The 23,119-nt window shown below is 67.8% G+C and carries 24 protein-coding genes, 1 pseudogene and 1 riboswitch; of the genes and pseudogenes, 13 read left to right on the top strand and 12 right to left on the bottom strand.

Translation table 11 applies throughout. The features are described 5' to 3' along the window. Positions 1-37: 37 nt before the first annotated feature. The 8 genes from V7E00_RS06465 to fabD form a co-directional block, all read right to left on the bottom strand. A complete protein-coding gene (locus V7E00_RS06465; RefSeq protein WP_333571828.1) occupies positions 38-1,651 on the bottom strand; it encodes a S10 family peptidase in 1,614 nt (537 codons plus the stop codon). A 78-nt stretch (positions 1,652-1,729) separates the two neighbouring features. Beyond that, positions 1,730-2,746, bottom strand: coding sequence for an endolytic transglycosylase MltG (mltG, locus tag V7E00_RS06460; protein WP_443019147.1), 1,017 nt, complete (start codon positions 2,744-2,746; stop codon positions 1,730-1,732). 4 nt (positions 2,747-2,750) lie between these two features. Further along, positions 2,751-4,010 (bottom strand): beta-ketoacyl-ACP synthase II, encoded by a 1,260-nt coding sequence (fabF, locus tag V7E00_RS06455; RefSeq protein WP_333571826.1) that lies wholly within the window; start codon positions 4,008-4,010, stop codon positions 2,751-2,753. Positions 4,011-4,147: 137 nt separating this feature from the next. Beyond that, on the bottom strand, positions 4,148-4,396 hold the full coding sequence (locus V7E00_RS06450) for an acyl carrier protein (RefSeq protein ID WP_010543822.1): 249 nt from the start codon (positions 4,394-4,396) through the stop codon (positions 4,148-4,150). Between the two features lie 100 nt (positions 4,397-4,496). Further along, a complete protein-coding gene (locus tag V7E00_RS06445) occupies positions 4,497-5,030 on the bottom strand; it encodes a hypothetical protein (protein ID WP_333571825.1) in 534 nt (177 codons plus the stop codon). Positions 5,031-5,063: 33 nt separating this feature from the next. Beyond that, entirely contained in the window at positions 5,064-5,804 is a 741-nt protein-coding gene (gene fabG / locus V7E00_RS06440; RefSeq protein WP_333571824.1) for a 3-oxoacyl-[acyl-carrier-protein] reductase, read from the bottom strand. 16 nt (positions 5,805-5,820) lie between these two features. Next, positions 5,821-6,237: a GxxExxY protein gene (locus tag V7E00_RS06435; protein ID WP_333571823.1), complete on the bottom strand. Its 417-nt coding sequence runs from the start codon at positions 6,235-6,237 to the stop codon at positions 5,821-5,823. Positions 6,238-6,268: 31 nt separating this feature from the next. After that, positions 6,269-7,204, bottom strand: coding sequence for an ACP S-malonyltransferase (gene fabD, locus V7E00_RS06430; protein ID WP_333571822.1), 936 nt, complete (start codon positions 7,202-7,204; stop codon positions 6,269-6,271). Between the two features lie 755 nt (positions 7,205-7,959). On the opposite strand from fabD, the pseudogene V7E00_RS20075 reads away from it, so the two are divergent. From V7E00_RS20075 to V7E00_RS06405, 5 genes and pseudogenes are all read left to right on the top strand, one after another. Beyond that, a pseudogene (locus V7E00_RS20075) lies at positions 7,960-8,079 on the top strand (PEPxxWA-CTERM sorting domain-containing protein); the annotation flags it as partial. Positions 8,080-8,229: 150 nt separating this feature from the next. Next, entirely contained in the window at positions 8,230-8,604 is a 375-nt protein-coding gene (gene rpsF / locus V7E00_RS06420; RefSeq protein ID WP_066716733.1) for a 30S ribosomal protein S6, read from the top strand. A gap of 14 nt (positions 8,605-8,618) precedes the next feature. Next, positions 8,619-8,843, top strand: a complete 225-nt coding sequence (rpsR, locus tag V7E00_RS06415; RefSeq protein WP_010543816.1) for a 30S ribosomal protein S18 — start codon at positions 8,619-8,621, stop codon at positions 8,841-8,843. Between the two features lie 11 nt (positions 8,844-8,854). Then, positions 8,855-9,448 (top strand): 50S ribosomal protein L9, encoded by a 594-nt coding sequence (gene rplI / locus V7E00_RS06410; protein ID WP_333571820.1) that lies wholly within the window; start codon positions 8,855-8,857, stop codon positions 9,446-9,448. Positions 9,449-9,655: 207 nt separating this feature from the next. Further along, positions 9,656-11,545 (top strand): potassium transporter Kup, encoded by a 1,890-nt coding sequence (locus tag V7E00_RS06405; RefSeq protein ID WP_333572389.1) that lies wholly within the window; start codon positions 9,656-9,658, stop codon positions 11,543-11,545. A gap of 60 nt (positions 11,546-11,605) precedes the next feature. Here the strand turns inward: V7E00_RS06405 and V7E00_RS06400 are convergent, their stop codons facing one another. From V7E00_RS06400 to V7E00_RS06385, 4 genes are all read right to left on the bottom strand, one after another. After that, positions 11,606-13,117: a SulP family inorganic anion transporter gene (locus tag V7E00_RS06400; RefSeq protein WP_333571819.1), complete on the bottom strand. Its 1,512-nt coding sequence runs from the start codon at positions 13,115-13,117 to the stop codon at positions 11,606-11,608. Next, positions 13,114-13,809 carry a carbonic anhydrase gene (locus V7E00_RS06395; protein ID WP_333571818.1) on the bottom strand — a complete coding sequence of 232 codons (696 nt, stop codon included), beginning with the start codon at positions 13,807-13,809 and terminating at the stop codon, positions 13,114-13,116. Before V7E00_RS06395 ends, V7E00_RS06400 begins: the two co-directional genes overlap by 4 nt. A gap of 101 nt (positions 13,810-13,910) precedes the next feature. Further along, positions 13,911-15,236 carry an ATP-binding protein gene (locus V7E00_RS06390; protein WP_333571817.1) on the bottom strand — a complete coding sequence of 442 codons (1,326 nt, stop codon included), beginning with the start codon at positions 15,234-15,236 and terminating at the stop codon, positions 13,911-13,913. Then, positions 15,233-15,964: a response regulator transcription factor gene (locus V7E00_RS06385; RefSeq protein ID WP_333571816.1), complete on the bottom strand. Its 732-nt coding sequence runs from the start codon at positions 15,962-15,964 to the stop codon at positions 15,233-15,235. Before V7E00_RS06385 ends, V7E00_RS06390 begins: the two co-directional genes overlap by 4 nt. Before the next feature lie 125 nt (positions 15,965-16,089). Between V7E00_RS06385 and V7E00_RS06380 the strand changes: the two genes are divergently transcribed. The 8 genes from V7E00_RS06380 (at position 16,090) to cobU (ending at position 23,107) form a co-directional block, all read left to right on the top strand. After that, positions 16,090-16,548, top strand: coding sequence for a hypothetical protein (locus V7E00_RS06380; protein ID WP_333571815.1), 459 nt, complete (start codon positions 16,090-16,092; stop codon positions 16,546-16,548). 56 nt (positions 16,549-16,604) lie between these two features. After that, a riboswitch (cobalamin riboswitch) is annotated at positions 16,605-16,803 on the top strand. A gap of 158 nt (positions 16,804-16,961) precedes the next feature. Further along, positions 16,962-17,978, top strand: coding sequence for a nicotinate-nucleotide--dimethylbenzimidazole phosphoribosyltransferase (cobT, locus tag V7E00_RS06375; RefSeq protein ID WP_333571814.1), 1,017 nt, complete (start codon positions 16,962-16,964; stop codon positions 17,976-17,978). Further along, entirely contained in the window at positions 17,975-18,541 is a 567-nt protein-coding gene (locus V7E00_RS06370; RefSeq protein ID WP_333571813.1) for a histidine phosphatase family protein, read from the top strand. Before cobT ends, V7E00_RS06370 begins: the two co-directional genes overlap by 4 nt. Then, positions 18,538-19,260: an adenosylcobinamide-GDP ribazoletransferase gene (locus tag V7E00_RS06365; RefSeq protein WP_333571812.1), complete on the top strand. Its 723-nt coding sequence runs from the start codon at positions 18,538-18,540 to the stop codon at positions 19,258-19,260. Before V7E00_RS06370 ends, V7E00_RS06365 begins: the two co-directional genes overlap by 4 nt. Further along, on the top strand, positions 19,257-20,234 hold the full coding sequence (locus V7E00_RS06360; protein WP_333571811.1) for an aminotransferase class I/II-fold pyridoxal phosphate-dependent enzyme: 978 nt from the start codon (positions 19,257-19,259) through the stop codon (positions 20,232-20,234). The genes V7E00_RS06365 and V7E00_RS06360 overlap by 4 nt, the downstream gene beginning before the upstream one ends. After that, entirely contained in the window at positions 20,227-21,159 is a 933-nt protein-coding gene (gene cbiB / locus V7E00_RS06355) for an adenosylcobinamide-phosphate synthase CbiB (protein WP_333571810.1), read from the top strand. The genes V7E00_RS06360 and cbiB overlap by 8 nt, the downstream gene beginning before the upstream one ends. After that, on the top strand, positions 21,147-22,604 hold the full coding sequence (locus V7E00_RS06350; RefSeq protein WP_333571809.1) for a cobyric acid synthase: 1,458 nt from the start codon (positions 21,147-21,149) through the stop codon (positions 22,602-22,604). Before cbiB ends, V7E00_RS06350 begins: the two co-directional genes overlap by 13 nt. Then, positions 22,601-23,107, top strand: a complete 507-nt coding sequence (gene cobU, locus V7E00_RS06345) for a bifunctional adenosylcobinamide kinase/adenosylcobinamide-phosphate guanylyltransferase (RefSeq protein ID WP_333571808.1) — start codon at positions 22,601-22,603, stop codon at positions 23,105-23,107. Before V7E00_RS06350 ends, cobU begins: the two co-directional genes overlap by 4 nt. Positions 23,108-23,119 lie beyond the last annotated feature (12 nt).

The following is a 23,119-nucleotide window of genomic DNA, read 5'->3' as shown; positions in this document are numbered from 1 at the left end:
CGGGGTGGCCCGTTCGACCGCGCCACCCCAAGCGGCCTCAGTTCTGCGCCGCCTTCGCCTCCGGCCGCGCCGGCGGTCGGTTCGACCCCGCAGCGCGCAGAGCCTCGTCGTACCAGGCCGAAAGGTCCCGGTGCATCTGGGGCATGGTCGTCGGGTTCAGATAGACCATGTGTCCCGCATCATAATAGGTGAAGCGGATGTTCTTCTGCAGCTGCGGGTCGAGCAGCATGTGGCTGACGTCGAACTCGGCCCCGTAGAAGGGCGTGGCGAAGTCGTAATAGCCGTTCATGAAGAGCACCTTCAGATACGGGTTGGTCCGCATGGTATAGGCCAGATCGGCGGCGCTGTTCGGCATCAGATGCGTGCCGCTGTCATCGGGGGCGCGGTGCTTCCAGTCCCAGTCGAAGCCCGGGCCCCGCGCGGTCATGCGATAGGGCATGTCGGTCTTGTAGCCGAGCACGCGCGTCGCATAATCCTGGAAGGTGGCGACGAAGGCGCCGGTGACCGCCGTGGAGGCAGGGTCGTCGCTCGGGCTGTCCGCATTGGCGTCGGTCACGTTCAGGAGATAGCGCGAGTCCAGCCGTCCCACCGCCAGGCGTCGGTCGCGCAGCAGCTCGGTCTGGAAGCGCGGCAGCGTGAGCCGCAGATCGGCGCGAAGGATATAGGCCTCACTGATGCCGGTGTAGTCGGACATCTTCTTGGCGATCCCTGCCTTCTCCTCGGCCGAGATGGTCGAACCCTTGGCCAGCGCGGCGGCATAGGGCCCGCTGGTGAAGCCGCGCACTTCGGCGAGGAAGGTCGCGAGGTCGGCCGGGCGGTTCTGCAGCCGGTTGTGATACCAGGCGGTGGCCGCCATCGTCGGGAACAACGTCAGGAAATTCTGGTCATAGCCGGGCTGGCGGACGCCATAGTTCATGATCGTCGAGAACTGGACCATGCCATTGAGGCTCAGCCCCGCTTCCTCCAGCTTGGCGGCGACGACCGGGTTGCGCAGCGTGCCGTAGCTTTCGCCGAACAGGAATTTCGGGCTCGGCCAACGATCGAACTTGCTGGTGTAGCGCAGGATCGCGCGGGCGAAGCCGTCGGCATCCTGGTCGACGCCCCAGAAATCCTTGCCGGTCTTGTCGCCCAGCGGCCGCGACCAGCCGGCACCCAGCGCATCGATGAAGACGAGGTCGCTCTTGTCGATCAGCGAGTCCGGGTTGGGGCCGAAGCCATAGGGTGCCGGGCGGATATATTCCGGGTTGGCAGTGGTGACGCGCACCGGCGCAAAGCTGCCCATGTGCAGCCAGATCGTCGGTGATCCCGGCCCGCCATTGTAGAAGAAGGTCACGGGGCGCTGTTCGCGGGCCGAACCGTCGCGGGTATAGGCAGTGTAGAAATAGGAGGCGGTCGGCTTGCCGTCGTCGTCGCGGATGGTGAGCGTGCCCGCGGTCGCCGTATAGGCGATGCGCTGGCCGGCGACCGTAACCGCGCCGTGGCTGACGGCAGCGGCTTCCTCAACCGAGGGCTTGGCCCAGGCAGCCTCGGCCTCGGCCTTCATCTGCTCGCGGTGATCCCCCTTCGCAGCCGCTTCCCTGGGCTTTTCCTGCGCCCAGGACGGGCTGGCGGTGGTAGCGAGCAGCAGACACAACAAGGCGGCACGGCGCATTCAATCCCCCTGGATTTCTGGTTCAGGGAGACTTTGTTACATGCCCATGACCTTGAGACAAGCCGGGAAGCGGAGGGGCTACATCTCACCGCGCGCACGGCGGATGGCATACCATTTCGCCACGTTCGCCTGGTGCTGCTCGTACGTCTCGGCGAAGACATGCCCGCCGCTGCCGTCGGCGACGAAGTACAGCGCCTTGGACTGCGCCGGGTGCAGCACCGCATCGATGGAGGCGCGCCCGGGATTTGCGATCGGGCCTTCGGGCAGGCCGCGCATCGCGTAGGTATTGTAGCCGTTCTTCGCGCGCAGCTCCGACTGGAGGATGCGGCGGCCGAGCGGCTTGCCCTTGGTGATCGGGTAGATGATCGTGGGATCGGCCTGGAGCGGCATGCCCGCCTTCAACCGGTTGGCGTAGACGGCGGCAACCGTGGTCCGCTCGGCCGGCTTGCCCGTTTCCTTCTCCACGATCGAGGCAAGGATGATCGCCTCGCGCGGGGTGCTGACCACCAGGCCCTTGTCGCGCCCGGCCCAGGCCTTGGCGAGATACGTGGCCATCGCCTTCTGCATCCGCGCCAGCACCGCCGCGCGCGGCTCGCCCCGGACATAGGCATAGCTGTCCGGCAGCACCGAGCCTTCGTCCGGCGTCTTGACGGCCCCGGTGAGCACCGGCGCCTTCGCCAGCGCATCCGCAACCAGAATGGAGGGCATGCCTTCCGGCACGGTAACCAGCCGCTGCAGCGTCTTGCCGTCCTGCAGCATGGCCAGGATCTGGCGCTGGCTCGCCCCGGCCTCGACGCGATATTCGCCGGCGCGGATTGTGCCGCCGCCGCCGAAGACCTTGGCGAAGGCAAGGAACGTCTGGCGCGAACGGATCGCCCCGGCCTTTTCCAGCTCGCGCGCCGCCCGTGCGAGCGTCGCCCCCTCGGGCACCACCACGCTCAGCTCCTGCGTCGCCGGGCCGGGCCCCGCCCACAGGAACCACCCGCCCCCAAAGGCAGCCACAACCAGCAAGGCTGCCATCAGCAGGACGCGCGGCCCCCGGCTCCGGCGCTTGGGCGCGCGAGTGCGGGCACGGGAGCGCGCGTCCTGCGGCATGGCCTCAGAGTGCCTTCATCACCAGGCTGGCGTTGGTGCCGCCGAAACCGAACGAGTTGTTCAGCACGGCCTTGACCTTCCGCTCCTTCGCCACGTGCGGCACCAGATCGATGCCCGAGCAATTCTCGCTCGGATTGTCGAGGTTGAGCGTCGGCGGCACGATCTGGTCGCGCAGCGCGAGGATGCAGAAAATGCTCTCCACCGCGCCGGCACCGCCCAGAAGATGGCCGATCGCCGACTTGGTCGAGCTCATCGACATGCCGCCGATCGCATCGCCGAACAGGCGGCGCACCGCACCCAGCTCGAGCTCGTCGCCCAGCGGCGTCGAGGTACCGTGCGCGTTGATATAGTCGATGTCCGCGAGCGCCAGGCCCGACTTGCGCACCGCCATCTGCATCGAACGGAACGCACCCGAACCTTCCGGATGCGGCGCGGTCACGTGATAGGCGTCACCCGACAGGCCATAGCCGACCACTTCGGCGTAGATCTTCGCGCCGCGACGCTTGGCATGCTCATATTCCTCGAGCACCACGACGCCTGCGCCTTCGCCCATCACGAAGCCGTCGCGGTCCTGATCCCAGGGGCGGCTGGCCTTGCTGGGATCGTCGCGGAAGCCGGTGGAGAGCGCACGCGCCTGGCCGAAGCCGGCAATGCCGATCGGGCAGATCGTGCTCTCGGCACCGCCCGCCAGCATGATGTCGGCATCGTCCATCGCAATCATCCGCGCGGCGTCGCCGATCGAGTGGGCGCCGGTCGAGCAGGCGGTGACCACCGCATGGTTCGGGCCCATCAGGCCGTACTTGATCGAAACCTGGCCCGAGATCAGGTTGATCAGGCGGCCATGGACGAAGTGCGGCGAAACGCGCTTGGGGCCCTTTTCGGCGAGCACCAGCGATTCGCTCTCGATACCCGGCAGGCCGCCGATGCCCGAGCCGATCGAGCAGCCGGCGCGGAAGCGCATCTCTTCCGGCATGTCGAGCAGGCCGGCATCCTCGATCGCCTGACCGGCGGCATCGATGCCGAAGACGATGAACGGGTCGACCTGGCGCTGGATCTTGTGGTCCACGCGCTTGCCCGCGTCGAAGCCATATTCATGGTCCGCCGGCTTCACTTCGCAGGCATAGTTGCTCTGGAAATCGGTGGCATCGAACTTGGTGATCGTGCCCGCGCCGGACTTGCTGGCGAGGATATTCTTCCAGGCGGTTTCGACATCGGCCCCCAGGGGGGTGACGAGGCCCAGGCCGGTCACGACTACGCGGCGCATGGCAGTTCTCCAGTCAATTTCAGTTCGGTTCTGTTCTCAATACAAAACGGCTCCCCGTCCGCATCGCCAAAGGCACGGGACGGGAAGCCGCCTAGTCGCAATTCCTGCCCATCTGGGCTGGTATCGCCGTTCGAGCGTCAGCCCTGCTGATGCTCGGAGATGTAGGCAACGGCGTCGCCGACGGTGCTGATCTTCTCCGCGGCGTCGTCCGGGATCTCGACCCCGAACTCTTCCTCGAAGGCCATCACCAGCTCGACGATGTCGAGGCTGTCCGCGCCGAGGTCATCGGTGAAGCTCGCGGTCGGCACCACGTCCTTGGCGTCGACGCCCAGATGGTCGACAACGAGCGCCTGCACGCGGGTGGTGATCTCTTCCTGGTTGGCCATGGTCCCTGTTTTCCTTTGTGATGGGGCTCTGAATCCGTTTCCCCGCACCTAGAATGCCGCCGTGGCGGTTGCAAGAGGGAGCCGCAAGGGCCCCGTCCCGCTATCGGGAAAAGTCGGCTGAAGCATATTCCAGCGTGTTGAGAAACGCAAAATATTGCGCGAGCAGTTCCGCATTGGCGCGGGTCTGCTGCGCCTCGTCGGTAACAGCGGCGCGGATAAGGTCCTGCGTCGCCTTTGGCGTCAGCGGCTTGCGGCGCACCTCTTCCGGCAGGGCAGCGAACTGCTGGTCCAGCGCGGCGGGGTCGAAGCCCTTTGCTTGTACGATGCGCTTTGCCACCGGCAGGCCCACCTCGGCCAGCGCATAGACGCCGGAGGCCGTTGCCGCCGCGCCGCTCCAGCCGCGCTCGTTGGCGCAGGCGGTGGTAGCGTCGTTCAGCCCGCGCGTCACGGCCGGTGAGTATCGCGGCCGCTGACCGGCGGCCCCGAGGTTCCGCTCGACATCGGCGGCAAGCTGCGCCTTCACCGCCGCATCGAGCTTCTGCCCGACGCAGACGATGGATGCAGGATCCGCCGGCGCCGCGAAGGCCGGGGTTGCAGTGGCAAGGACAAGTGCTGCGGCAACTGTCAGACGCATATTCTCTTCACTCCACACCCCCGGCTTTACGGCTCAGAGCATCGCCATCCCGCCATTCACGTGCAAGGTCTGGCCCGTGACATAGGACGCTTCCTTGCTGGCAAGATAGACGACCGCTGCGCCGATATCCTCGCCCTCGCCCAGCTTTCCGGCAGGAATGCGGCCGAGCAGCGCCTCTTTCTGCGCATCCGGCAGAACGTCCGTCATTGCCGACCGGATGAAGCCCGGGGCGACGCAGTTCACCGTAATGTTGCGGCTCGCCAGCTCCTGCGCCAGCGCCTTCGACATGCCGACCAGGCCCGCCTTGGAGGCCGCATAGTTGGCCTGGCCGGGATTGCCGGTGGCGCCGACGACCGAGGTGATCGAGATCATGCGGCCGAAGCGCGCCTTCATCATCGGCTTGGCGGCGGCACGCATCAGGCGGAACGCGGCTTCCAGGTTCACCTGGATCACCTGCTCCCACTCCTCGTCCTTCATCCGCATGGCGAGGTTGTCGCGGGTGACCCCGGCATTGTTGACCAGGATATCGAGCTTGCCGCCCAGCGCCTCCACCGCCTGCGGGACCAGCGCGTCGACCGCGGCGCGATCGGAGAGGTTGCAGGTCAGCGCGACATGGTCGTCACCAAGGCTGGCGCGAAACGCCTCCAGCTTCTCGGCATTGGAGCCGGACACGGCGAGCTTCGCCCCCTGCGCCGCCAGCGCCTTGGCGATCGCCGAACCGATGCCGCCCGAAGCGCCGGTAACCAGCGCGGTCATGCCTGTGAGATCGAACATCGAAAGATAGTCCTCTTTATTGGTTCACGCGAAGGCGCGAAGACGCGAAGGAATCATGGCCGTTTACGACCCGGCGAAGCCCTTCTTTGAGCGTCTCGCCACCAAAATTTATCAGCAGCCCAAGGGGCTGCTTGAGTAACCGAAGATAGGTAAGCACCTGCTTCGCATGTACGGCCGCAAGGCGCTCGACAGACTTGATTTCGACTAGAAGGCAGCCATCAACGATGAGGTCTGCACGGAACGCACCTTGAAAGTACAATCCATCAAACTCGATATCGATCGGGCACTGCTGGACGACGTTATGCCCTCGCTCGACGAGCTTCGCGGCGAGTATCGCTTCATACACGCTTTCCAGCAGCCCAGGCCCAAGTGCCATGTGGAGCTTCATCGATGCGTCGATGATGTCGGATGCAATCGCCTCGATGTCCTGCATCTTTGCGTCTTCGCGCCTTCGCGTGAAAAAATCAAAGCACCTTAATCAGCGCCTCGATATCGTCCATCGTGACCACGCTGGTCACCGTCGCATCGGGGCTGATGCGCTTGACCATGCCGCCAAGCACCTTGCCGCCCAGCTCGACGAAATCATGCACGCCCGCATCGAACATCGCCGACACCGATTCGCGCCAGCGCACCATGCCGGTCACCTGTTCGACGAGCAGCGTGCGGATCGTTGTCGGATCCGCCACCGGCGCGGCGGTGACGTTGGCGTAGACCGGCACCAGCGGCGCCTGGATGGCCACCTCGGCAAGCGCTGCTTCCATCGCGTCCGCCGCCGGCTGCATCAGCGGGCAGTGGAACGGTGCTGAGACCGGCAGCAGCAGCGCACGCTTGGCGCCATGATCCTTGGCGATCGCCACCGCACGCTCGATCGCGGCGCGGGCGCCGGAAATCACCACCTGGGTGGGATCGTTGTCGTTGGCGGCGGTGCACACCTCGCCTTCCGCCGCGGCATCGGCAATCGCCTGCGCCTTGACGAGATCGGCACCCAGCAGGGCCGCCATCGCGCCCTCGCCGACCGGCACCGCCGACTGCATCGCGTCGCCGCGCTTGCGCAGCAGCTTGGCAGTGGTGGAAAGATCCAGCGCACCGGCGGCGCAAAGCGCCGTGTATTCGCCCAGCGAATGTCCGGCAACGAAGTCCGCCTTGTCGGCCAGGCGGATGCCGCCTTCCTTCTCGAGCACGCGCAGCACCGCGATGGCGTTCGCCATGATCGCCGGCTGGGCGTTGGCGGTGAGCGTCAGGTCGCTCTCCGGCCCCTCGCTCATCAGCTTGAAGAGGTGCTGGCCGAGTGCCTCGTCGACTTCCTGAAACACCTCGCGCGCAGCGGGACTCGCTTCGGCAAGCGCCTTGCCCATGCCGACGGCCTGGCTGCCCTGGCCGGGAAAAAGGAACGCGCGCATATATGTCTCTCCTGCGGAAGCGCCGTGAATGGCCGAGCGCGTTACGGCGAGACATGGCCCGGACGCAAGCCTGCTGCTCGGCTGCCCCCATCACAAGCCCCCGGCCGCTGAAAATTCAAAGTCCAAGTGAAACCTTGGGCGGCGCATAGTTAATTGGCGTGTCAAACTGGATCAGATGACTGCATTTGACACAGTTAACCCAAACCATTGCCGTTGTTGAATTTTCCCGCCCGCCATACCTTCACCGCAAGTCAATCGAACGGAAAGCGGGAGGACTTGGGATGAAGTTGAAGACGATTCTGGCCGGAGCGGCCGTGATGATGGCAGCCGCGCCTTGCACCGCGAATGCCTCGCTCGTCGTGCTCGGCAAGTGCAGCTCGGTTGCGTCGCCGAGCGGTTGCCTGTTCCTGGGCAACATCAACAGCAACGACCATGTGCTCAATCCGAACAGCTACAAGCAGGCGGAACTCGCCTACAACGCCTACAACAACTTCGTGCCGAGTGCGCGCCCGAACATCACGCTGAACTATCTGTTCGATACGAGCAGCACGCCCAACCTCATCACCGGTGCGGGTGGCTCCTCGGGCACCTGGTCGACGCCGGGATATGTGATCGACTATATGGCGGTGAAGGCGGGTAGCTACTTCACCCTGTACAAGATCGCCGATCTGAGCAGCGGCAGCTGGAGCACCGCGGACATTCCCTACAAGAAGAATCCGAAGGAGCTGTCGCACATCGTGTTCTTCGGCTCGGAAGCCGTGGCGGGGGTGCCCGAGCCGGCGACCTGGGGCATGATGATCGCCGGCGTCGGCATGGCCGGGGCTGCGCTGCGCCGCCGCCGCGCGCGCCAGCAGGTCCGCTTCGCCGCGGCCTGATTGCGCTTGCATCCGCCCCCGCATTTGCGTAAGGGCGAACGATCGGAGCGGAGCAGCAATGCGTCCGCTCCGTTTGCTTTATCGAGACGACAGCCGGAGGGGCGACCGCATGGGGCGGCGTCAGCGATCGGCCAACAGGAAGAGAACCCAATGGCTCTGTACGAGCATGTGTTCCTTGCGCGCCAGGATCTGGCACAGGCGCAAGTGGACGCGCTGGCGGAAACCGCCACCAAGATCATCGAAGACAACAACGGCAAGGTCGTCAAGACCGAGACCTGGGGTCTTCGCAGCCTCGCCTATCGCATCGCGAAGAACCGCAAGGCGCATTACGTGATGCTCGAGATCGACGCGCCGGCAGGCGTGGTCGCCGAGCTGGAGCGCCAGACGCAGATCAACGAAGACGTGATCCGCTACATGACCGTCAAGGTCGACGGCCATGAGGCAGGTCCCTCGGTGATGATGCGCAAGGGCGACCGCGAGCGTCGCGGCCGTCGTGACCGCGATGGCAACTTCGAAGGCGAATAAGGAGCGTATAGACCATGGCACGACCCTTTTTCCGCCGCCGCAAGAGCTGCCCCTTCTCCGCGAAGGATGCGCCCCGGATCGACTATAAGGACGTCCGCCTGCTGCAGGGCTTCGTCTCCGAGCGCGGCAAGATCGTCCCCTCGCGCATCACTTCGGTGAGCGCGAAGAAGCAGCGCGAGCTGGCCCAGGCCATCAAGCGCGCCCGTCACCTGGGCCTGCTGCCCTACATCGTTAAGTAAGGAGCGGATCCATGGAAGTCATTCTGCTGGAGCGCGTTGAGAAGCTCGGCCACATCGGCGACGTGGTGAAGGTGAAGGACGGCTTTGCCCGTAACTTCCTCCTGCCGCGCAAGAAGGCGCTGCGCGCCAACGAAGCGAACCGCAAGGTTTTCGAAGCCAATCGTGAGCGCATCGAAGCCGAGAACGCGACCCGTCGCGTCGAGGCCGAGAAGGAATCGAAAACGCTTGAGGGCGTTTCGGTGACCCTGATCCGCCAGGCGTCGAACACCGGCCAGCTGTACGGCTCGGTCGCGGTGCGCGACCTGGTCGACGTGCTGACCGCCGACGGCCACAAGGTCAACAAGGCGCAGATCGTGCTCGATCGTCCGATCAAGGCGATCGGCCTGTACGAAGTCCGCGTCGCGCTGCACCCGGAAGTCGCGGTGACCGTCAAGGTCAACGTGGCGCGTTCGCCGGAAGAAGCCGAGATGCAGGCGCAGGGCGTCGACGTCATGTCGGCGATGTTCGAGCGCGAAGAGACCGGCTTCACCGAGGACTACGATCCCAACGCCGAGCCGGGCGAGATCGCGACCGAAGCCCCCGCCGCGGAAGACGCGCAGGGCTGAGTCGAGCGACTCTGACCAACAGGCATGGGCCGTACCGAGCAATCGGTGCGGCCCTTTCCTTTTTGGGTATTGGGAACGCGCCGCACCTGTCCTGAAATCCGTCGAAAACCGGGCGATCAGGCCCTCGATTCCGCTAGTCTACGAAAATGCGCAGGCGTACCGCGTGGCACCCCGAATCAGTCGGGGCGGAGACCTGCAGTGAAGCAGCTGGCGAGCGACGGGGATGCCCCCGCGCATGCGCATCAAGAGCGGTTCGCCGCGCTGGCAGTCGGCGCGATCGGCGTCGTGTTCGGCGATATCGGCACCTCGCCGCTCTACTCGCTCAAGGAAAGTTTTATCGGCCACCACCGGCTGGCCCTGGATCCGGCCCACATCTATGGTGTGCTGTCGCTGATCTTCTGGACGATGACCTCGATCGTCACGATCAAATATGTCGCGCTGATCCTTCGCGCCGATAATCGCGGCGAAGGCGGCAGCCTGGCGCTGCTGGCGCTGATCACCCGCGTGATGGGCAACACGCGCTGGCGTGTCGCGATCACCATGACCGGCGTGATCGCCACCGCGCTCTTTTATGGCGACGCAATCATCACGCCCGCAGTGTCGGTGCTCTCCGCCGTCGAGGGCCTGACCACCGTGGAACAGGGCTTCGCACCGCTGGTGCTGCCGGTGACAGTGGCGATCCTGGTCGCGCTGTTCGCCATTCAGTCGCGCGGCACGGCTGCGGTCGGCAAGTTGTTCGGACCGGTGATGCTCGTCTACTTCGCGGTCATCGCCTTGCTGGGCATCCGCGGGATCGTCGCCGCGCCGGAGATCCTGTGGGCGCTCAACCCCTGGTACGCCCTGAAGTTCTTCCTGCTGGATCCGACGCTTGCGTTCCTGGCGCTGGGATCGGTCGTACTCGCCGTCACCGGTGCGGAGGCGCTCTATGCGGACATGGGCCATTTCGGCCGCCGCGCGATCATGGTGTCGTGGCTCTACATCGCCTTCCCCTGCCTGATGCTCAATTATCTGGGGCAATCGGCGGCGATCCTGCGCAACCCGGCGATGATCGAGAACCCCTTCTTCCTGATGGCGCCGGAATGGGGTCGCCTCCCCCTCGTCATCCTCGCCACCATGGCGACGGTGATCGCCAGCCAGGCGGTGATCTCGGGCGCGTTCTCGGTATCGCAGCAGGCGGTGCAGCTCGGCTTCCTGCCGCGGTTGCGGATCCTCCACACCAGCGCCAAGGCCGCGGGCCAGATCTATGTGCCGCTCGTCAACTGGGGGCTGCTGGTGATGGTGGTGCTGCTCGCGCTCGGCTTTCGCAGCTCGAGCAATCTCGCCTCGGCCTATGGCATCGCGGTGACGGGCACGATGTTCATCACGGCCTGCATGCTGGGCGTGCTGACCTTCGCGGTTTGGAAGTGGCATCCGCTGGTCGCAGGGCTCGTTACCGGCACTTTCCTGCTCATCGACGGGGCCTATTTCGCCTCGAACCTCACCAAGATCCCCGACGGGGGCTGGTTCCCGCTGCTCGTGGCGGCGGTGGCCTTCGTGCTGCTGACCACCTGGTCGCGCGGTCGTCGGCTGGTGCTGGACCGGCTGCAGGAAGGCGCGATGCCGATCGCGCTGTTCATCCGCTCCGCCGCGCAGTCGGCGACGCGGGTGAAGGGCACGGCAGTGTTCCTCACCTCGACGCCGGACAGCATCCCCCCCGCCCTGCTCCACAACCTGAAGCACAACAAGGTGCTGCACGAGCGGATCGTGCTGCTCACCGTCGCGATCGAGCAGGTACCGCATGTCCGCGGTGCCGAGTGCCGGACAATGGAGCCGCTGGGCGACGGCTTCTTCCGGGTGGTGCTGCACTATGGCTTCATGGACGAAGTCGACGTGCCCGCGGCGCTGGCAGCGATCAGCGACTGCGGGTCCCCGTTCCGGCCGACGGAAACCAGCTATTTCCTTGCCCGACAGACGCTGCTTCCCTCGTCGCGGCCAGGCATGGCGATCTGGCGCGAGAAGCTGTTCGCCTGGATGGTCCGCAATGCCGAGAGCGCGATGGAGTTCTTCAAGCTCCCCACCAACCGCGTGGTCGAGCTGGGCAGCCAGCTGGAAATCTGAGCAAAAAAATGGGGCGGCTTCCGCGAGGAAACCGCCCCAGGTCTTCGGGGTGTGCCCCTTTTAGCCGGCCAGGACTGCGGTCTTGCCGCTGGCGCCCTGGAGCTCGACCGGCGAACCGCCTGCGCGACGGCGCTGCAGCCAGTCCTTGAGCAGTTCGGCGCAGCTGTGATCGACGGCGTCGAGCCGCGACACGTCGAGCAGGACCGACTTGCCGCCCGGCACGGACTCCAGCCGGTCCGAAAGCTTGGGCAGCGTGATGAAGGTCGCGGAGCCCGCCAGCGCGATGCGGTGTGCACCGGCTTCTTCCTGCTGGTCGACCTTGAGGCCGAGGCGACGGAGGTTCGGCACCAGCTCGAGCAGCGACAGCGCGATACCGACCAGCACGCCGGTCAGCAGGTCCTGGGTCACCACCAGCGCGCAGGTGACGGCCCAGATCGCCGCCGGGAGCACGCCGTAATGGGCGAACAGGTGGCGGACATGCTTGAGGTTGACCAGCTTGGCGCCGGTCACGACCAGCACCGCACCCAGCGCCGCCATCGGGATCTCGCGCAGCAGCCACGGCAGAAGTGCCACGAAGCCGAGGATCCAGGCGCCGTGCAGGACGGCGGACAGGCGCGTCTGCGCACCTGCCTGGACATTGGCCGAGCTGCGGACGATCACGCCCGTCATCGGCAGTCCCCCGGCGACGCCGCACAGCAGGTTGCCGATCCCCTGCGCGCGCAGTTCCTTGTTGTAGTTGGTGCGCACGCCGTCATGCATGCGATCGACGGCCGCAGCCGAAAGCAGCGTCTCGGCACTGGCGATAAAGGCCAGCGCGATCGCGGCGGTGATCACGCCGGGGTCCATCCACTTGGCGAGAAAGCCGTTTTCCGGCAGCGCGATGGCCGAGACGATGTTCGACGGCACGGTCACGCGGGTCACGTCGAGGCCGAGGCTGAACGCCACCAGAGTCGCTGCAACCACCCCGACCAGCGCGCCGGGGACGAGCTTGACGGCCGCCGGCTTGAACTTGTCCCAGCCGAGCATGGTCACGATGGTCAGCAAGCCGAGCCCCAGCGCCATTTCGGCGGCGGCAAGATCGGTGGACAGGCCGAGCAGGCGCCCCGGCATCGCGGCGACATTGGCAAGGCCGCTCGACAGCGGCTTGGCATCGAACAGCACGTGATACTGGCCGACGACGATCAAGATGCCGATGCCCGCGAGCATGCCGTGGACGACGGCCGGCGAGATTGCACGGAACCAGCCGCCGACGCGCAGTACGCCCGCGACCACCTGGATGGCGCCGGCAAGAATCAGGATCGGTCCGAGCGCGGACAGGCCCTGCTCGCGCACCAGCTCGAACACGATGACGGCGAGGCCGGCCGCCGGGCCGCTCACCTGGAGCGGCGAACCCGCAAGCAGGCCGACGACCAGGCCGCCGATGATGCCGGTGACCAGGCCCTTTTCAGGCGGCACGCCCGAGGCAATGGCGATGCCCATGCACAGCGGCATCGCCACGAGAAACACGACGATCGACGCCGTGAAGTCGCGCACGAAGCTCTTGGGCTTCGGTGCTTCTGCGACCGTGCTCATTCGGCGGCCTCCGCATAGGCGACGTCGCGTGCCAGCCGCTGGCCGGCGGGCAGCGCCACCGGCATCGGGCGATCCTCACGGATCGGCGCGAAGCGACCGGTCTCGCCGTCAAGGCCGAGCACCATGCCGGCGCCGATATCGACGAACCAGCCATGCAGCGCGATCTCGCCGCGCGCGATGCCGGCCGCGACCGACGGATGCGTGCGCAAATGCGCGAGCTGGACGACAACATTTTCGAGCGCGGCGGTGCGGACCGCGTCGGCACCCTGGAGATTGTCATAGCCGCCATCGACAACGCACTTGGCGGCGTGGCTGTGGCGCAGCCAGGCGGTCACGTTCGGCATGCCTTCCAGCATTTCCGGGTTCATCAGTGCCTTCATGGCGCCGCAGTCCGAGTGGCCGCAGACGATGATGTCGCGCACGCCGAGCGCCGCCACGGCATATTCGACGGTCGAGGACACGCCGCCATTCTGCGTGGCGAAGGGCGGCACGATGTTGCCGGCGTTGCGGCAGACGAACAGGTCGCCCGGGTTCGCCTGGATGATGTGCTCCGGCACCACGCGCGAGTCGGCGCAGGAGATCATCAGCGCCTTCGGGCTCTGCCCGTGCGTGGCGAGCTGGGAGTAGAGGGCGTGCTGGTTCGGGAAGACCTGCTTCTCGAAATCGACGACGCGTCCGATCACTTCGTTCACGGCTTGCTCCTGTAACGGGCCCGCGGCGCGGGCATCTCTTCAGGATCGCAAGCTACCGATCTGCATTTGCTGCATCGCGGCGGGTTCGTAAGAAAACGTTGCTAAGCCATTGGTCCGTCCCGCGGCAGGATGATCTCGGCGCACAGCCCGCCACCATCGCGATTGGCGAGGCGGAAGCTGCCGCCCTCCGCCTCCGCCGCCCGCGCGACGATCGACAGGCCCAGGCCGAACCCCACCGTGTCGCGGGAGCGCGCCGCATCGAGCCGGACAAAGGGCTGCAACACGCGCTGGAGATCCGCTTCAGGGATGCCCGGCCCCTTGTCCTCGACGCGGATCGCCACCGCGCCCTCGACAGGCACGAGACGGATGCAGCACTGGCCCGCATAATGGACGGCATTGTCGACAAGGTTGTTGAGCGCACGCTTGAGCATCAACGGCCGCAGCACATGCTCGAAATGGTCCGGCCCGTCATATTCGACGTCTCGCCCATGATCGGCATTGTCGTCGGCGATCGTCGCGCACAGCACAGCCAGGTCGACGCGTGCGGGCGTTTCCTTGTCGCCCTCCCCGCCGAGGAACGCGAGCAGCGACGAAATCATCGCTTCCATCTCGGTGATATCGGTCTCGACTGCAGCGTGAACGTCTGGATCCGCGATCGCGTCGGCGCGGAGCCGCAGACGGGCAAGCGGCGTGCGCATGTCGTGGCCCACCGCGGCCAGCGCCTGGGTGCGGTCGGCGATCAGCCGCTGGATACGCTCCTGCATCCGGTTGAAGGCACTGATCACCCGGCGCAGTTCCTTCGGGCCCGCTTCCTCGACCTCGAGGATGCCCCCCGTGCCGAAGCGATCCGCGGCGATCGCCAGCCGGCGCATCGGCAGCAGCATCCGCCGCAGCAGGATGCCGCTGATCAGGATGAGCGCCAATGCGGGCGCCAGCGCCAGCAGGATGCGAGAGAGGCCGAGGTCGGCCGCGTGAACATGCTCCCGCGTCCGGAAATACATCCAGCTGCCGTCCGGCATCGGCACGGCGCCGACGATCAGCGCCTTGCTGCCTTGCGAAGTCAGCCGCAGGCGCAAGCCGTCGGACGCGAGCGTCGGCTCCCACAGCACCACCTGTTCGTAGAGACGATCGAGATCGGGCTGCTGACGCAGGCCGTTGGGCAGCCGGGCCATCCACCGCACTTCGTATCGCGAGGTGGTGAACTCCAGCGCGAAGTCCTCACGTCGCGCGGGCGGCTGTTCGGCAAGCAGCTTGCGCGCGATCACCAGATGCTCGGCCAGCCGCCGCGCCTCGTCGTCGCGCACGGCGAACTGGCTGGCGCGCTCGTAGAGCATGGTCGAAACCGCGAATTCGATCAGGATCGTCAACAGCAGGATCGCGAAGACCTGCCCGATCAGTCCGGAGGGACGCTTGAGGAACGCCCTCAACTGCGCGTCACGGGTACGTTGAGCGTGTAGCCGATGCCGCGCACCGTCACGATCGGAGCCTGGTGGCCCGCGTCGGAAAGCTTGCGCCGCAGCCGGCTGACCAGCACGTCGATGCTGCGATCCGAACTGTCGCCCAGCCGCGTGCGCGACAACTCGATCAGCCGCTCGCGCGATATAACCCGGCCCGAATGGTCGCACAGCGTGACCAGCAGGTCGAACTCGGCGCCGGTAAGGTCGACCACGGCACCCGTGGGCGACAGCAGCTCGCGGCGTGGAAGATTGACCGTCCAGCCGTCGAACTGGATCTCGCCCTTGGGCCGCTCGGTGGTGTCGCGCTCGCCGGCACCGCGACGGAGCACGGCGCGTACGCGCGCCACCAGCTCACGCGTGCCGAACGGCTTGGGGAGATAATCGTCGGCGCCCAGCTCGAGGCCGACGACACGATCGGTCTCGCTGCCTTTGGCCGAGATGAAAATGATCGGCACCGAGCTCTTCTGCCGAATCGCACGGCACAGATCGATGCCGCTGGTGCCGGGCAGCATCACGTCGAGCAGCACGAGGTCCACCGGCCCCTGTTCCAGCGCCAGCCACATCTCCGGAGCGGAGGAGGCGGGGCGCACCGTATAGCCGTTTTCCTGAAGCGCGCGCGCCGTGAGGGTGCGCAGCTGGGGATCGTCCTCGACCAGTACGATCGTGGGAAGGCTAAGCGTGGGTTCACCTGCATACATCGCGCGGAAACCTAGGGATGAGGATCCGGAGGGTCAACGGCACGGCCGCCACGAACGGCGTGACGAGCGTCACGGGCGGCGCGTTTCGCCCGCGATACAAGGCGGCATATCGTCGGGGGACTACCATGCAGATGCCGCGCCTCAATCGTTCCGTCGTGCCTGGGCGCTCGCGTGCGAATCGTGGCGCGCTGGCTGCAATCCAGCTCGACCGACCGACGCAGGATCTCGCGCCGGCGCCAGGAGACGCAGCCTTCGGCCCGCGCCATTTGCTCGCCGCACTGGACGGGCTTTCCGCCGCCGTGATCGAGGCGACGGGAAGCTGGGCATTCCTCACCGCCGAGCGCATCCAGCTTATCGATGCAGCGCACAAGCTCGCCTGGTTGCTGGTCCGGGTGAACCGCAACGAGTCCGTCATCGCTCGCGCGCCCGACATCGCCGGCACGACGCGTGCCGTGGTTTCGGCCACCTACCAGCTGCGCGCCGTGCAGGAGCTCGGCGACGGCGGCACGGCGATCCAGCCGCTGTTCGACCTGATCGTCCGCATCGACCAGCTGCTGCCGCGCACCGCCCAGCTCTATCAATAAGCCGGCAGCGCCTCTGGCGTACCGCCGCCGCCGGCGCTAGAGCGGCGTCGAAGGTTCACCTTCAAACCCATGCCGGTGCCCGCTCGCGGGCGAAAAGGGAATGCGGTGCGGGCGCATGCGCGTCCAATGCCGCAGCTGCCCCTGCAACTGTATGCGGAGAGCGGCCGGACAACCGCCATTGGGAGCGATCCCGAGAAGGCGTCCGGATCGCGGCGACCCGCAAGCCAGGAGACCTGCCGGCGCGGGGTCGCTCACACCGGGTTCAGGGTGCGGCCACGGTGCGGTATCGTCCGTTCGAGCGACAGGAGCCGGGCCGGGCGTACGATCGTGCGTCCGGGCGATTGTCATTGCGGGACCGCGGAGCAACCAGACGTGCATTCCATTCTTCTTTTCGGCGGCGGGAAGTACCGGCGATGATCGATCTCTCGAGCGTGGCCGCGTTCGACCGCGCACTCGCCACCCTGCCCGTTGCGAATGCAGCCGCAGCCGACGCGGCCCGTGCCCGCCAGCAGCAGCTCACCAAGCCGCCGGGGTCGCTGGGACGGCTGGAGGAGCTCGCGATCTTCCTTGCGGGCTGGCAGGGCAGTCCCCGTCCGTCCATGGCAGCCGCGCGGGCGGTGATCTTTGCCGGCAATCACGGCGTTGCGGCACAGGGCGTCAGTGCATTCCCCGCGGAAGTGACGGCGCAGATGGTCGCCAATTTCGCGGCCGGCGGCGCGGCGATCAATGCGCTGACCGGCGCGATCGGCATGCCGCTCGAGGTGGTCGCGCTCGATCTGGATCGGCCGACGCAGGATTTCACCGCCGGCCCGGCCATGGACGAGGCGGCGTGTCTTTCCGCGCTGATGCAGGGCGCCGCGGCGGTAACGCCGGAGACCGACCTCCTGTTGCTGGGCGAGATGGGCATCGCCAACTCCACGGCGGCAGCGGCGCTTTGCCTGCGCAGCTTCGGCGGAACCCCCGCCGACTGGGTCGGCCCCGGTACCGGGCTCGACAGCCACGGCGTCCGCCACAAGGGCGCGTTGATCGAGCGGGCGATCGCGCTGCATGCATCCGCGCCGCTGACCCCCTTCGAGACGCTGCGACGGGTCGGGGGACGCGAGCTGGCGGCGATCGGCGGCGCCGTGCTGGCCGCACGCCACGCCGGCGTGCCGATCCTGCTCGACGGCTTCATCTGCTGCGCCGCGATCGCACCATTGGCGGCAACGGTGCCGGGAATCGTCGATCATTGCATCGCCGGCCATTGCTCGGTCGAACCGGGCCACGCGCAGCTGCTGGACCGGTTGGGGCTGGAGCCGCTGCTGTGGCTAGGTATGCGCCTCGGCGAGGGCAGCGGGGCAGCGGTTGCGGCAGCGGTGATCCGCTCGGCGCTCGCCGCGCACAACGGCATGGCCACCTTTGCCGAAGCGGGTGTCGCCGGGGCGGCATGAGCGGAATTGTCCTGCATCTGCTCCGCCACGGCGTCACCGAAGCCGAGGGTCGGCTGATCGGCCACACCGACGCGCAGCCGCTGGCGGCCGGCGTGGCGGCGTGTGTCGCGCGCGGCGCCGGTCTGGCGGTCGAGGCGGTGCGCAGCTCGGATCTGGCCCGCGCCCGCGTGCCGGCGCAGCAGATCGCGACGAGGCTCGGGCTGGACGCGGACGAGGACGCCCGCTGGCGCGAGCTCGATTTCGGCAGCTGGGACGGAATGGCGCTGGACGCGATCGACGCGGGCGCCCTCGCCGCGTTCCAGCAAGTCCCCGCCCGCCACGTCCCTCCCGGGGGCGAGGCATGGCCGGCGCTGGTCTCCCGGGTGAGCGCCGCGCTCGACGCAATCGACCGCCCCACCCTCGTGCTTACCCATGCCGGCGCGATGCGGGCGGCGCTCACCAGCCTGTGCGCCATCGATTTCCCGCAACTCTGGAACATCGCCCTGCCCCACGCCGCGCTGCTCAGCCTGCGCATCTGGCCCGGCACCCCGCGCGTCGGCCAGATCATCGGACTTGTGACATGAAAGAACTGCTCCTCTCCCTCCAGTTCCTGACGCGCCTGCCGCTGCCTGCGGTCGTGGCGGACGACGCCACGTTCGCGCGGTCGATGCGCTGGTTTCCGGCGGCCGGCCTGGCAGTGGGCCTGGTCCTGCTGCTCGGCCTCTGGCTGGGCAGCCTGCTCGATCCCTGGACGGGCGCGCTGCTGGGGCTGGTCGCCTGGGTGGGCATCACCGGGGCGCTGCACCTGGACGGCCTGGCCGACCTCGCCGATGCCGGCGGAGCGCTGCACAAGGGGCGCGAGCGGCTGCAGGCAGTGCTTGCCGATCCGCATGTCGGCAGCTTCGGCGTCGTGGCGATCGGGATGCAGCTGCTCGCCAAGCTGGTGCTGCTCCACGCCCTGCTTGCCGTTCCGGGCTGGTGGGTCGTGCTGTTCGTGCCCGCTGCGGCGCGCTTCGGACCGCTGGTCTGGACCCGCTGGCTGCCGCCGCTGCACGAAGGGTTGGCCAGCCGCTTCCGCCACGCCGTTCGCCCGGCGGACCTGATCGTCTGGCTGGTGATGCTCGCCTTCGCAGCCCTGCTGGCGGCGCCTGCGCTGCTCGTGGCGCTGCCGCTGATCGTGGCCTGGGGGTGGCGCGTACGGCGCCTGCTCGGCGGCATTTGCGGAGACGCGCACGGCGCCGGGATCGAGCTGGTCGAGACCGGGTTGCTGCTCGCGCTCGCGATCGCCCCGCATCTGCGATGAGCGATCCGCTGCGCCACCATGGCGGCAACCTTGCCGAAGCCCGCGCCCGCTTCGGCGAAGGACCGTGGCTGGACCTTTCGACCGGCATCAACCCCGTCGCCTGGCCCGTCCCGCCAGACCGGACGGCCGATCTCGGCCCGCTGCCCGATCCTGCCGCGCTGGCGCAGCTTGAAGCGGCCGCGGCGGCGCAATTCGGCGTATCGCCCGCGCTGGTCTGCGCGGTTCCGGGAAGCGAGATGGGGCTGCGACTGCTGGGCCCGCTGCTCGGCGGCCGCGCCTGCCATCGCGTGCCCGGCTATCGCACGCACGGCGCAGCCTTTGCCGACAGCCTGCCCGTCTCCCCCGCCGCTCCCGTGCCGGGCGATGCCCGTTTGCTGCTCGCCAACCCGAACAACCCGTGCGGCACCTTGCTCGATTGGCCCGCGCTGGAGACGCTCCTGGCGGAACGCACCGCCGCGGGTGGCTGGCTGATCGTCGACGAGGCCTTTGTGGATGCCCATCCCGCGGCAAGCATCGCGCCGCTGGTGGGCGACGAACGGCGGCTGATCGTCTTCCGCTCCTTTGGCAAGTTCTTCGGGCTCGCCGGGCTCCGCCTGGGCTTCGTCATTGCGCCGTCGCCGCTGGTGGCCCGCTACCGCGCGCTGCTCGGCGACTGGCCGATCGACGCGACAGCCCTGGCGATCGGCACCCGCGCCTATCGGGACCGTGCGTGGATCGACGCGACGCGCACCGCGCTGGCCCTTCGCGCGACGGCGTTCGACACGCTGCTGCGCGCCCATGGCCTTGCGCCCGAGGGCGCCTCCCCGCTGTTCCGGCTGGTTTCCCATCCGGACGCCGCCGATCTCTTCGAGCGCCTGGCACGGGCCCATATCCTTGTCCGCCCGTTCGACTATGCCCCGCGCTGGCTCCGCTTCGGCGTGCCGGCCGATCCGCAGGCGCTCGACCGCATTGACCGCGCGCTTCGCCATGGCTGAGCCGGTCACGCTCACCGCGCTGGTGGTGGAGGCCGCGTTCGGCTGGCCCGGCTGGCTCTATGCCCGTATCGGTCATCCGGTGGGCGGCTTCGCGCGGCTGATCGCTGCCTGCGAGCGGCGATGGAACCGGCCGGACATTCCCGAGCGGCGCCGCCGCATGTTCGGCGTGGTGACCGTGGCGCTGCTGCTGTCCGCCGCGATCGGTGCGGGGCTTGGCATCGAGGCCGTGGCGGCACGCGCTTCCCTGGGGTGGATGGTGCTTGCGCTCGCCGCCGTTCCGGGGCTCGCGCAGCACAGCCTGTACGTGCATGTCCGGCCGGTGGCATCGGCATTGGCCCGCGGCGACCTGCCGGCCGCCCGTACCGCGGTAGGTTATATCGTGGGTCGGGACACGGCGCGGCTGGATGGGCACGGCGTGGCCCGCGCCGCCATCGAAAGCCTCGCGGAAAGCTTCTGCGACGGCATCGTCGCGCCGCTCTTCTGGCTGCTGGTCGCAGGGCTGCCGGGGCTTTGGGCGTACAAGGCGATCAACACCGCCGACAGCCTGATCGGGCATCGCGAGCCCCGCTGGCGGGCGTTCGGCTGGGCGGCGGCACGCACGGACGATCTGCTCAACCTGGTGCCTGCCCGCCTCGCCGGCCTGCTGCTGTGCCTGGTGGCGCGGCGCGGCTGGCGGACGCTGTGGCGCGATGCGGGCAACCACGCCTCGCCCAATGCCGGCTGGCCCGAAGCCGCGATGGCGGGCGCATTGCGACTGCGGCTGGCCGGTCCGATCGCCTATGACGGCGCGGTGCACGACAAGCCCTGGATCGGCGATGGCCGCGCCGATGCCGACGCGCGCGACATCCGCCGGGCCCTCGCCCTCTATGTCGGCGCGTGCGGGCTGTTATGGCTGATAGCAGGAGGGGTCGCATGGCTGCGCTGATGCTGCAGGGAACCGGGTCGGACGTCGGCAAATCGGTGCTGGTCGCGGGCATCTGCCGGGCGCTCGTTCATCGCGGCCTCCGCGTCCGCCCGTTCAAGCCGCAGAACATGTCGAACAACGCCGCCGTGACCGAGGACGGCGGCGAGATCGGCCGCGCCCAAGCGCTGCAGGCGCTCGCCTGCCAGGTAGCCCCGCATACGGACATGAACCCGGTGCTGCTCAAGCCGCAGGCCGATCGCACGTCGCAACTGGTGGTCCACGGCCAGGTGCGCGGCACGCTCCACGCGGGCAATTACCGCGAGGCGCGCAAGGCGCTGCTCGGCGAGGTCATGACCAGCTACCGCCGCCTCCAAGGCACGTGCGACCTGGTGCTGGTGGAAGGCGCAGGCTCGCCGGCCGAGATCAACCTTCGCGCCGGCGACATCGCCAATATGGGCTTTGCGCGTGCGGCGGGCGTGCCGGTGATACTGGTCGGTGACATTGATCGCGGCGGCGTCATCGCCGCGGTGGTCGGCACCCGCGCGGTGCTGGACCCGGCGGACGCCGCAATGATCCGCGGATTTCTCATCAACAAGTTTCGCGGCGATCCGGCGCTGTTCGCCGATGGCTACGCCCAGATCGAGGAACGTTCCGGCTGGCGCGGCTATGGGCTGATCCCCTGGCTGCGCGATGCCGCCCGGCTGCCGAGCGAGGATGCGGTCGTGCTCGAGCGGACCCTGCAGAAGTCCGACGGGGGCACCCTGATCGCCTGCCCGATGTTGCCGCGCATCGCCAATTTCGACGACCTCGATCCGCTGAAGCTCGAGCCGAGCGTGACCTTGGCGATGATCCCGCCGGGCCAGCCGCTCCCCGGCGATGCCGCGCTGGTGATCCTGCCCGGTTCCAAGGCGACGATCGCCGATCTCGCGAGCTTGCGCGAACAGGGTTGGGACATCGATCTGCTCGCCCATCATCGGCGCGGCGGCGCGATTCTCGGGATTTGCGGCGGCTACCAGATGCTCGGTCGCACCATCGCCGATCCGCACGGGATCGAAGGCCCCGCCGGGAGCGCGGCCGGCCTCGGCCTGCTGAACGTGGAAACCGAACTCACCCGCGAAAAGGCGCTGCGCCCCGCGCACGGCACGGCGCTGGGGGCGGAGATCAGCGGGTATGAGATGCACATGGGCGTCACCACCGGCGCGGACACCGCCGCGCCCTTCGCCCTGTTGAGCACCGGCCCCGACGGCGCGATGGCGCCCGGCGGGCGCGTGCTGGGCACGTACCTCCACGGGCTGTTCGCCAGCACCGCACTCCGCCGCGCGGTGCTGGAGCGGATCGGCGTCACCGCCACGGATGTAGACTATGCCGCCTCCGTCGACACGGCGCTGGACGCCATCGCCGCCGAACTCGAAACCCATGTCGATATCCCTGCACTGATCGCGCTCGCCCAGGAGGCCTCCCGATGACCAGCCTGCTCGTCCTCGGCGGCGCCCGCTCCGGCAAGAGCCGCTATGCCCAGGCACGTGCGGAGTCTCACAGCGGTGACTTGATCTATATCGCCACCGCGCAAGCCTTTGACGCGGAAATGGAAGACCGCATCGCCCGCCATATCGCGGATCGCGGCCCGCGCTGGTCGACGCTGGACGTGCCGCTCGATCTTCCGGCCGCGATCGTCGCCAATGCCGCACCGGGCGGGGTGCTGCTGGTCGACTGCCTGACGCTGTGGACGTCCAACCTGATGTTCGCCGAGCGCGACGTTGATGCCGAGACCGAGGCGCTGGCAGCGGCGGTGGCGCAGGCGGCAGGCCCGGTGATCCTCGTCGCGAACGAAGTCGGCCTCGGCATCGTGCCGGACAACGCCCTGGCCCGTCGCTTCCGCGACGTGGCGGGACGTCTGAACCAGGCGATCGCCGCTGCGGCGGACGAAGTGCAGCTCGTCGCCGCCGGCCTGCCGCTGCGGCTCAAATAGCGCTGGTTGACG

It is taken from the genome of Sphingomonas sp., assembly GCF_036731925.1.
Taxonomy (GTDB): domain Bacteria; phylum Pseudomonadota; class Alphaproteobacteria; order Sphingomonadales; family Sphingomonadaceae; genus Sphingomonas.
Note: the sequence above shows the minus strand (reverse complement) of the source record. Positions and strands in the feature narration are given on the sequence as shown.

What these genes read in the sequence shown, in the direction of transcription:
- cbiB (WP_333571810.1), top strand. Translation starts at nt 20,227, where the DNA reads ATGGCTGAGCCGGTCACGCTCACCGCGCTGGTGGTGGAGGCCGCGTTC.
- V7E00_RS06385 (WP_333571816.1), bottom strand. Translation starts at nt 15,964, where the DNA reads ATGTATGCAGGTGAACCCACGCTTAGCCTTCCCACGATCGTACTGGTC.
- V7E00_RS06465 (WP_333571828.1), bottom strand. Translation starts at nt 1,651, where the DNA reads ATGCGCCGTGCCGCCTTGTTGTGTCTGCTGCTCGCTACCACCGCCAGC.
- rplI (WP_333571820.1), top strand. Translation starts at nt 8,855, where the DNA reads ATGGAAGTCATTCTGCTGGAGCGCGTTGAGAAGCTCGGCCACATCGGC.
- fabG (WP_333571824.1), bottom strand. Translation starts at nt 5,804, where the DNA reads ATGTTCGATCTCACAGGCATGACCGCGCTGGTTACCGGCGCTTCGGGC.
- V7E00_RS06435 (WP_333571823.1), bottom strand. Translation starts at nt 6,237, where the DNA reads ATGCAGGACATCGAGGCGATTGCATCCGACATCATCGACGCATCGATG.
- V7E00_RS06350 (WP_333571809.1), top strand. Translation starts at nt 21,147, where the DNA reads ATGGCTGCGCTGATGCTGCAGGGAACCGGGTCGGACGTCGGCAAATCG.
- V7E00_RS06365 (WP_333571812.1), top strand. Translation starts at nt 18,538, where the DNA reads ATGAAAGAACTGCTCCTCTCCCTCCAGTTCCTGACGCGCCTGCCGCTG.
- fabF (WP_333571826.1), bottom strand. Translation starts at nt 4,010, where the DNA reads ATGCGCCGCGTAGTCGTGACCGGCCTGGGCCTCGTCACCCCCCTGGGG.
- cobT (WP_333571814.1), top strand. Translation starts at nt 16,962, where the DNA reads ATGATCGATCTCTCGAGCGTGGCCGCGTTCGACCGCGCACTCGCCACC.
- mltG (WP_443019147.1), bottom strand. Translation starts at nt 2,746, where the DNA reads ATGCCGCAGGACGCGCGCTCCCGTGCCCGCACTCGCGCGCCCAAGCGC.
- V7E00_RS06445 (WP_333571825.1), bottom strand. Translation starts at nt 5,030, where the DNA reads ATGCGTCTGACAGTTGCCGCAGCACTTGTCCTTGCCACTGCAACCCCG.
- V7E00_RS06360 (WP_333571811.1), top strand. Translation starts at nt 19,257, where the DNA reads ATGAGCGATCCGCTGCGCCACCATGGCGGCAACCTTGCCGAAGCCCGC.
- V7E00_RS06400 (WP_333571819.1), bottom strand. Translation starts at nt 13,117, where the DNA reads ATGAGCACGGTCGCAGAAGCACCGAAGCCCAAGAGCTTCGTGCGCGAC.
- V7E00_RS06380 (WP_333571815.1), top strand. Translation starts at nt 16,090, where the DNA reads ATGCAGATGCCGCGCCTCAATCGTTCCGTCGTGCCTGGGCGCTCGCGT.
- rpsR (WP_010543816.1), top strand. Translation starts at nt 8,619, where the DNA reads ATGGCACGACCCTTTTTCCGCCGCCGCAAGAGCTGCCCCTTCTCCGCG.
- V7E00_RS06370 (WP_333571813.1), top strand. Translation starts at nt 17,975, where the DNA reads ATGAGCGGAATTGTCCTGCATCTGCTCCGCCACGGCGTCACCGAAGCC.
- rpsF (WP_066716733.1), top strand. Translation starts at nt 8,230, where the DNA reads ATGGCTCTGTACGAGCATGTGTTCCTTGCGCGCCAGGATCTGGCACAG.
- V7E00_RS06450 (WP_010543822.1), bottom strand. Translation starts at nt 4,396, where the DNA reads ATGGCCAACCAGGAAGAGATCACCACCCGCGTGCAGGCGCTCGTTGTC.
- cobU (WP_333571808.1), top strand. Translation starts at nt 22,601, where the DNA reads ATGACCAGCCTGCTCGTCCTCGGCGGCGCCCGCTCCGGCAAGAGCCGC.
- fabD (WP_333571822.1), bottom strand. Translation starts at nt 7,204, where the DNA reads ATGCGCGCGTTCCTTTTTCCCGGCCAGGGCAGCCAGGCCGTCGGCATG.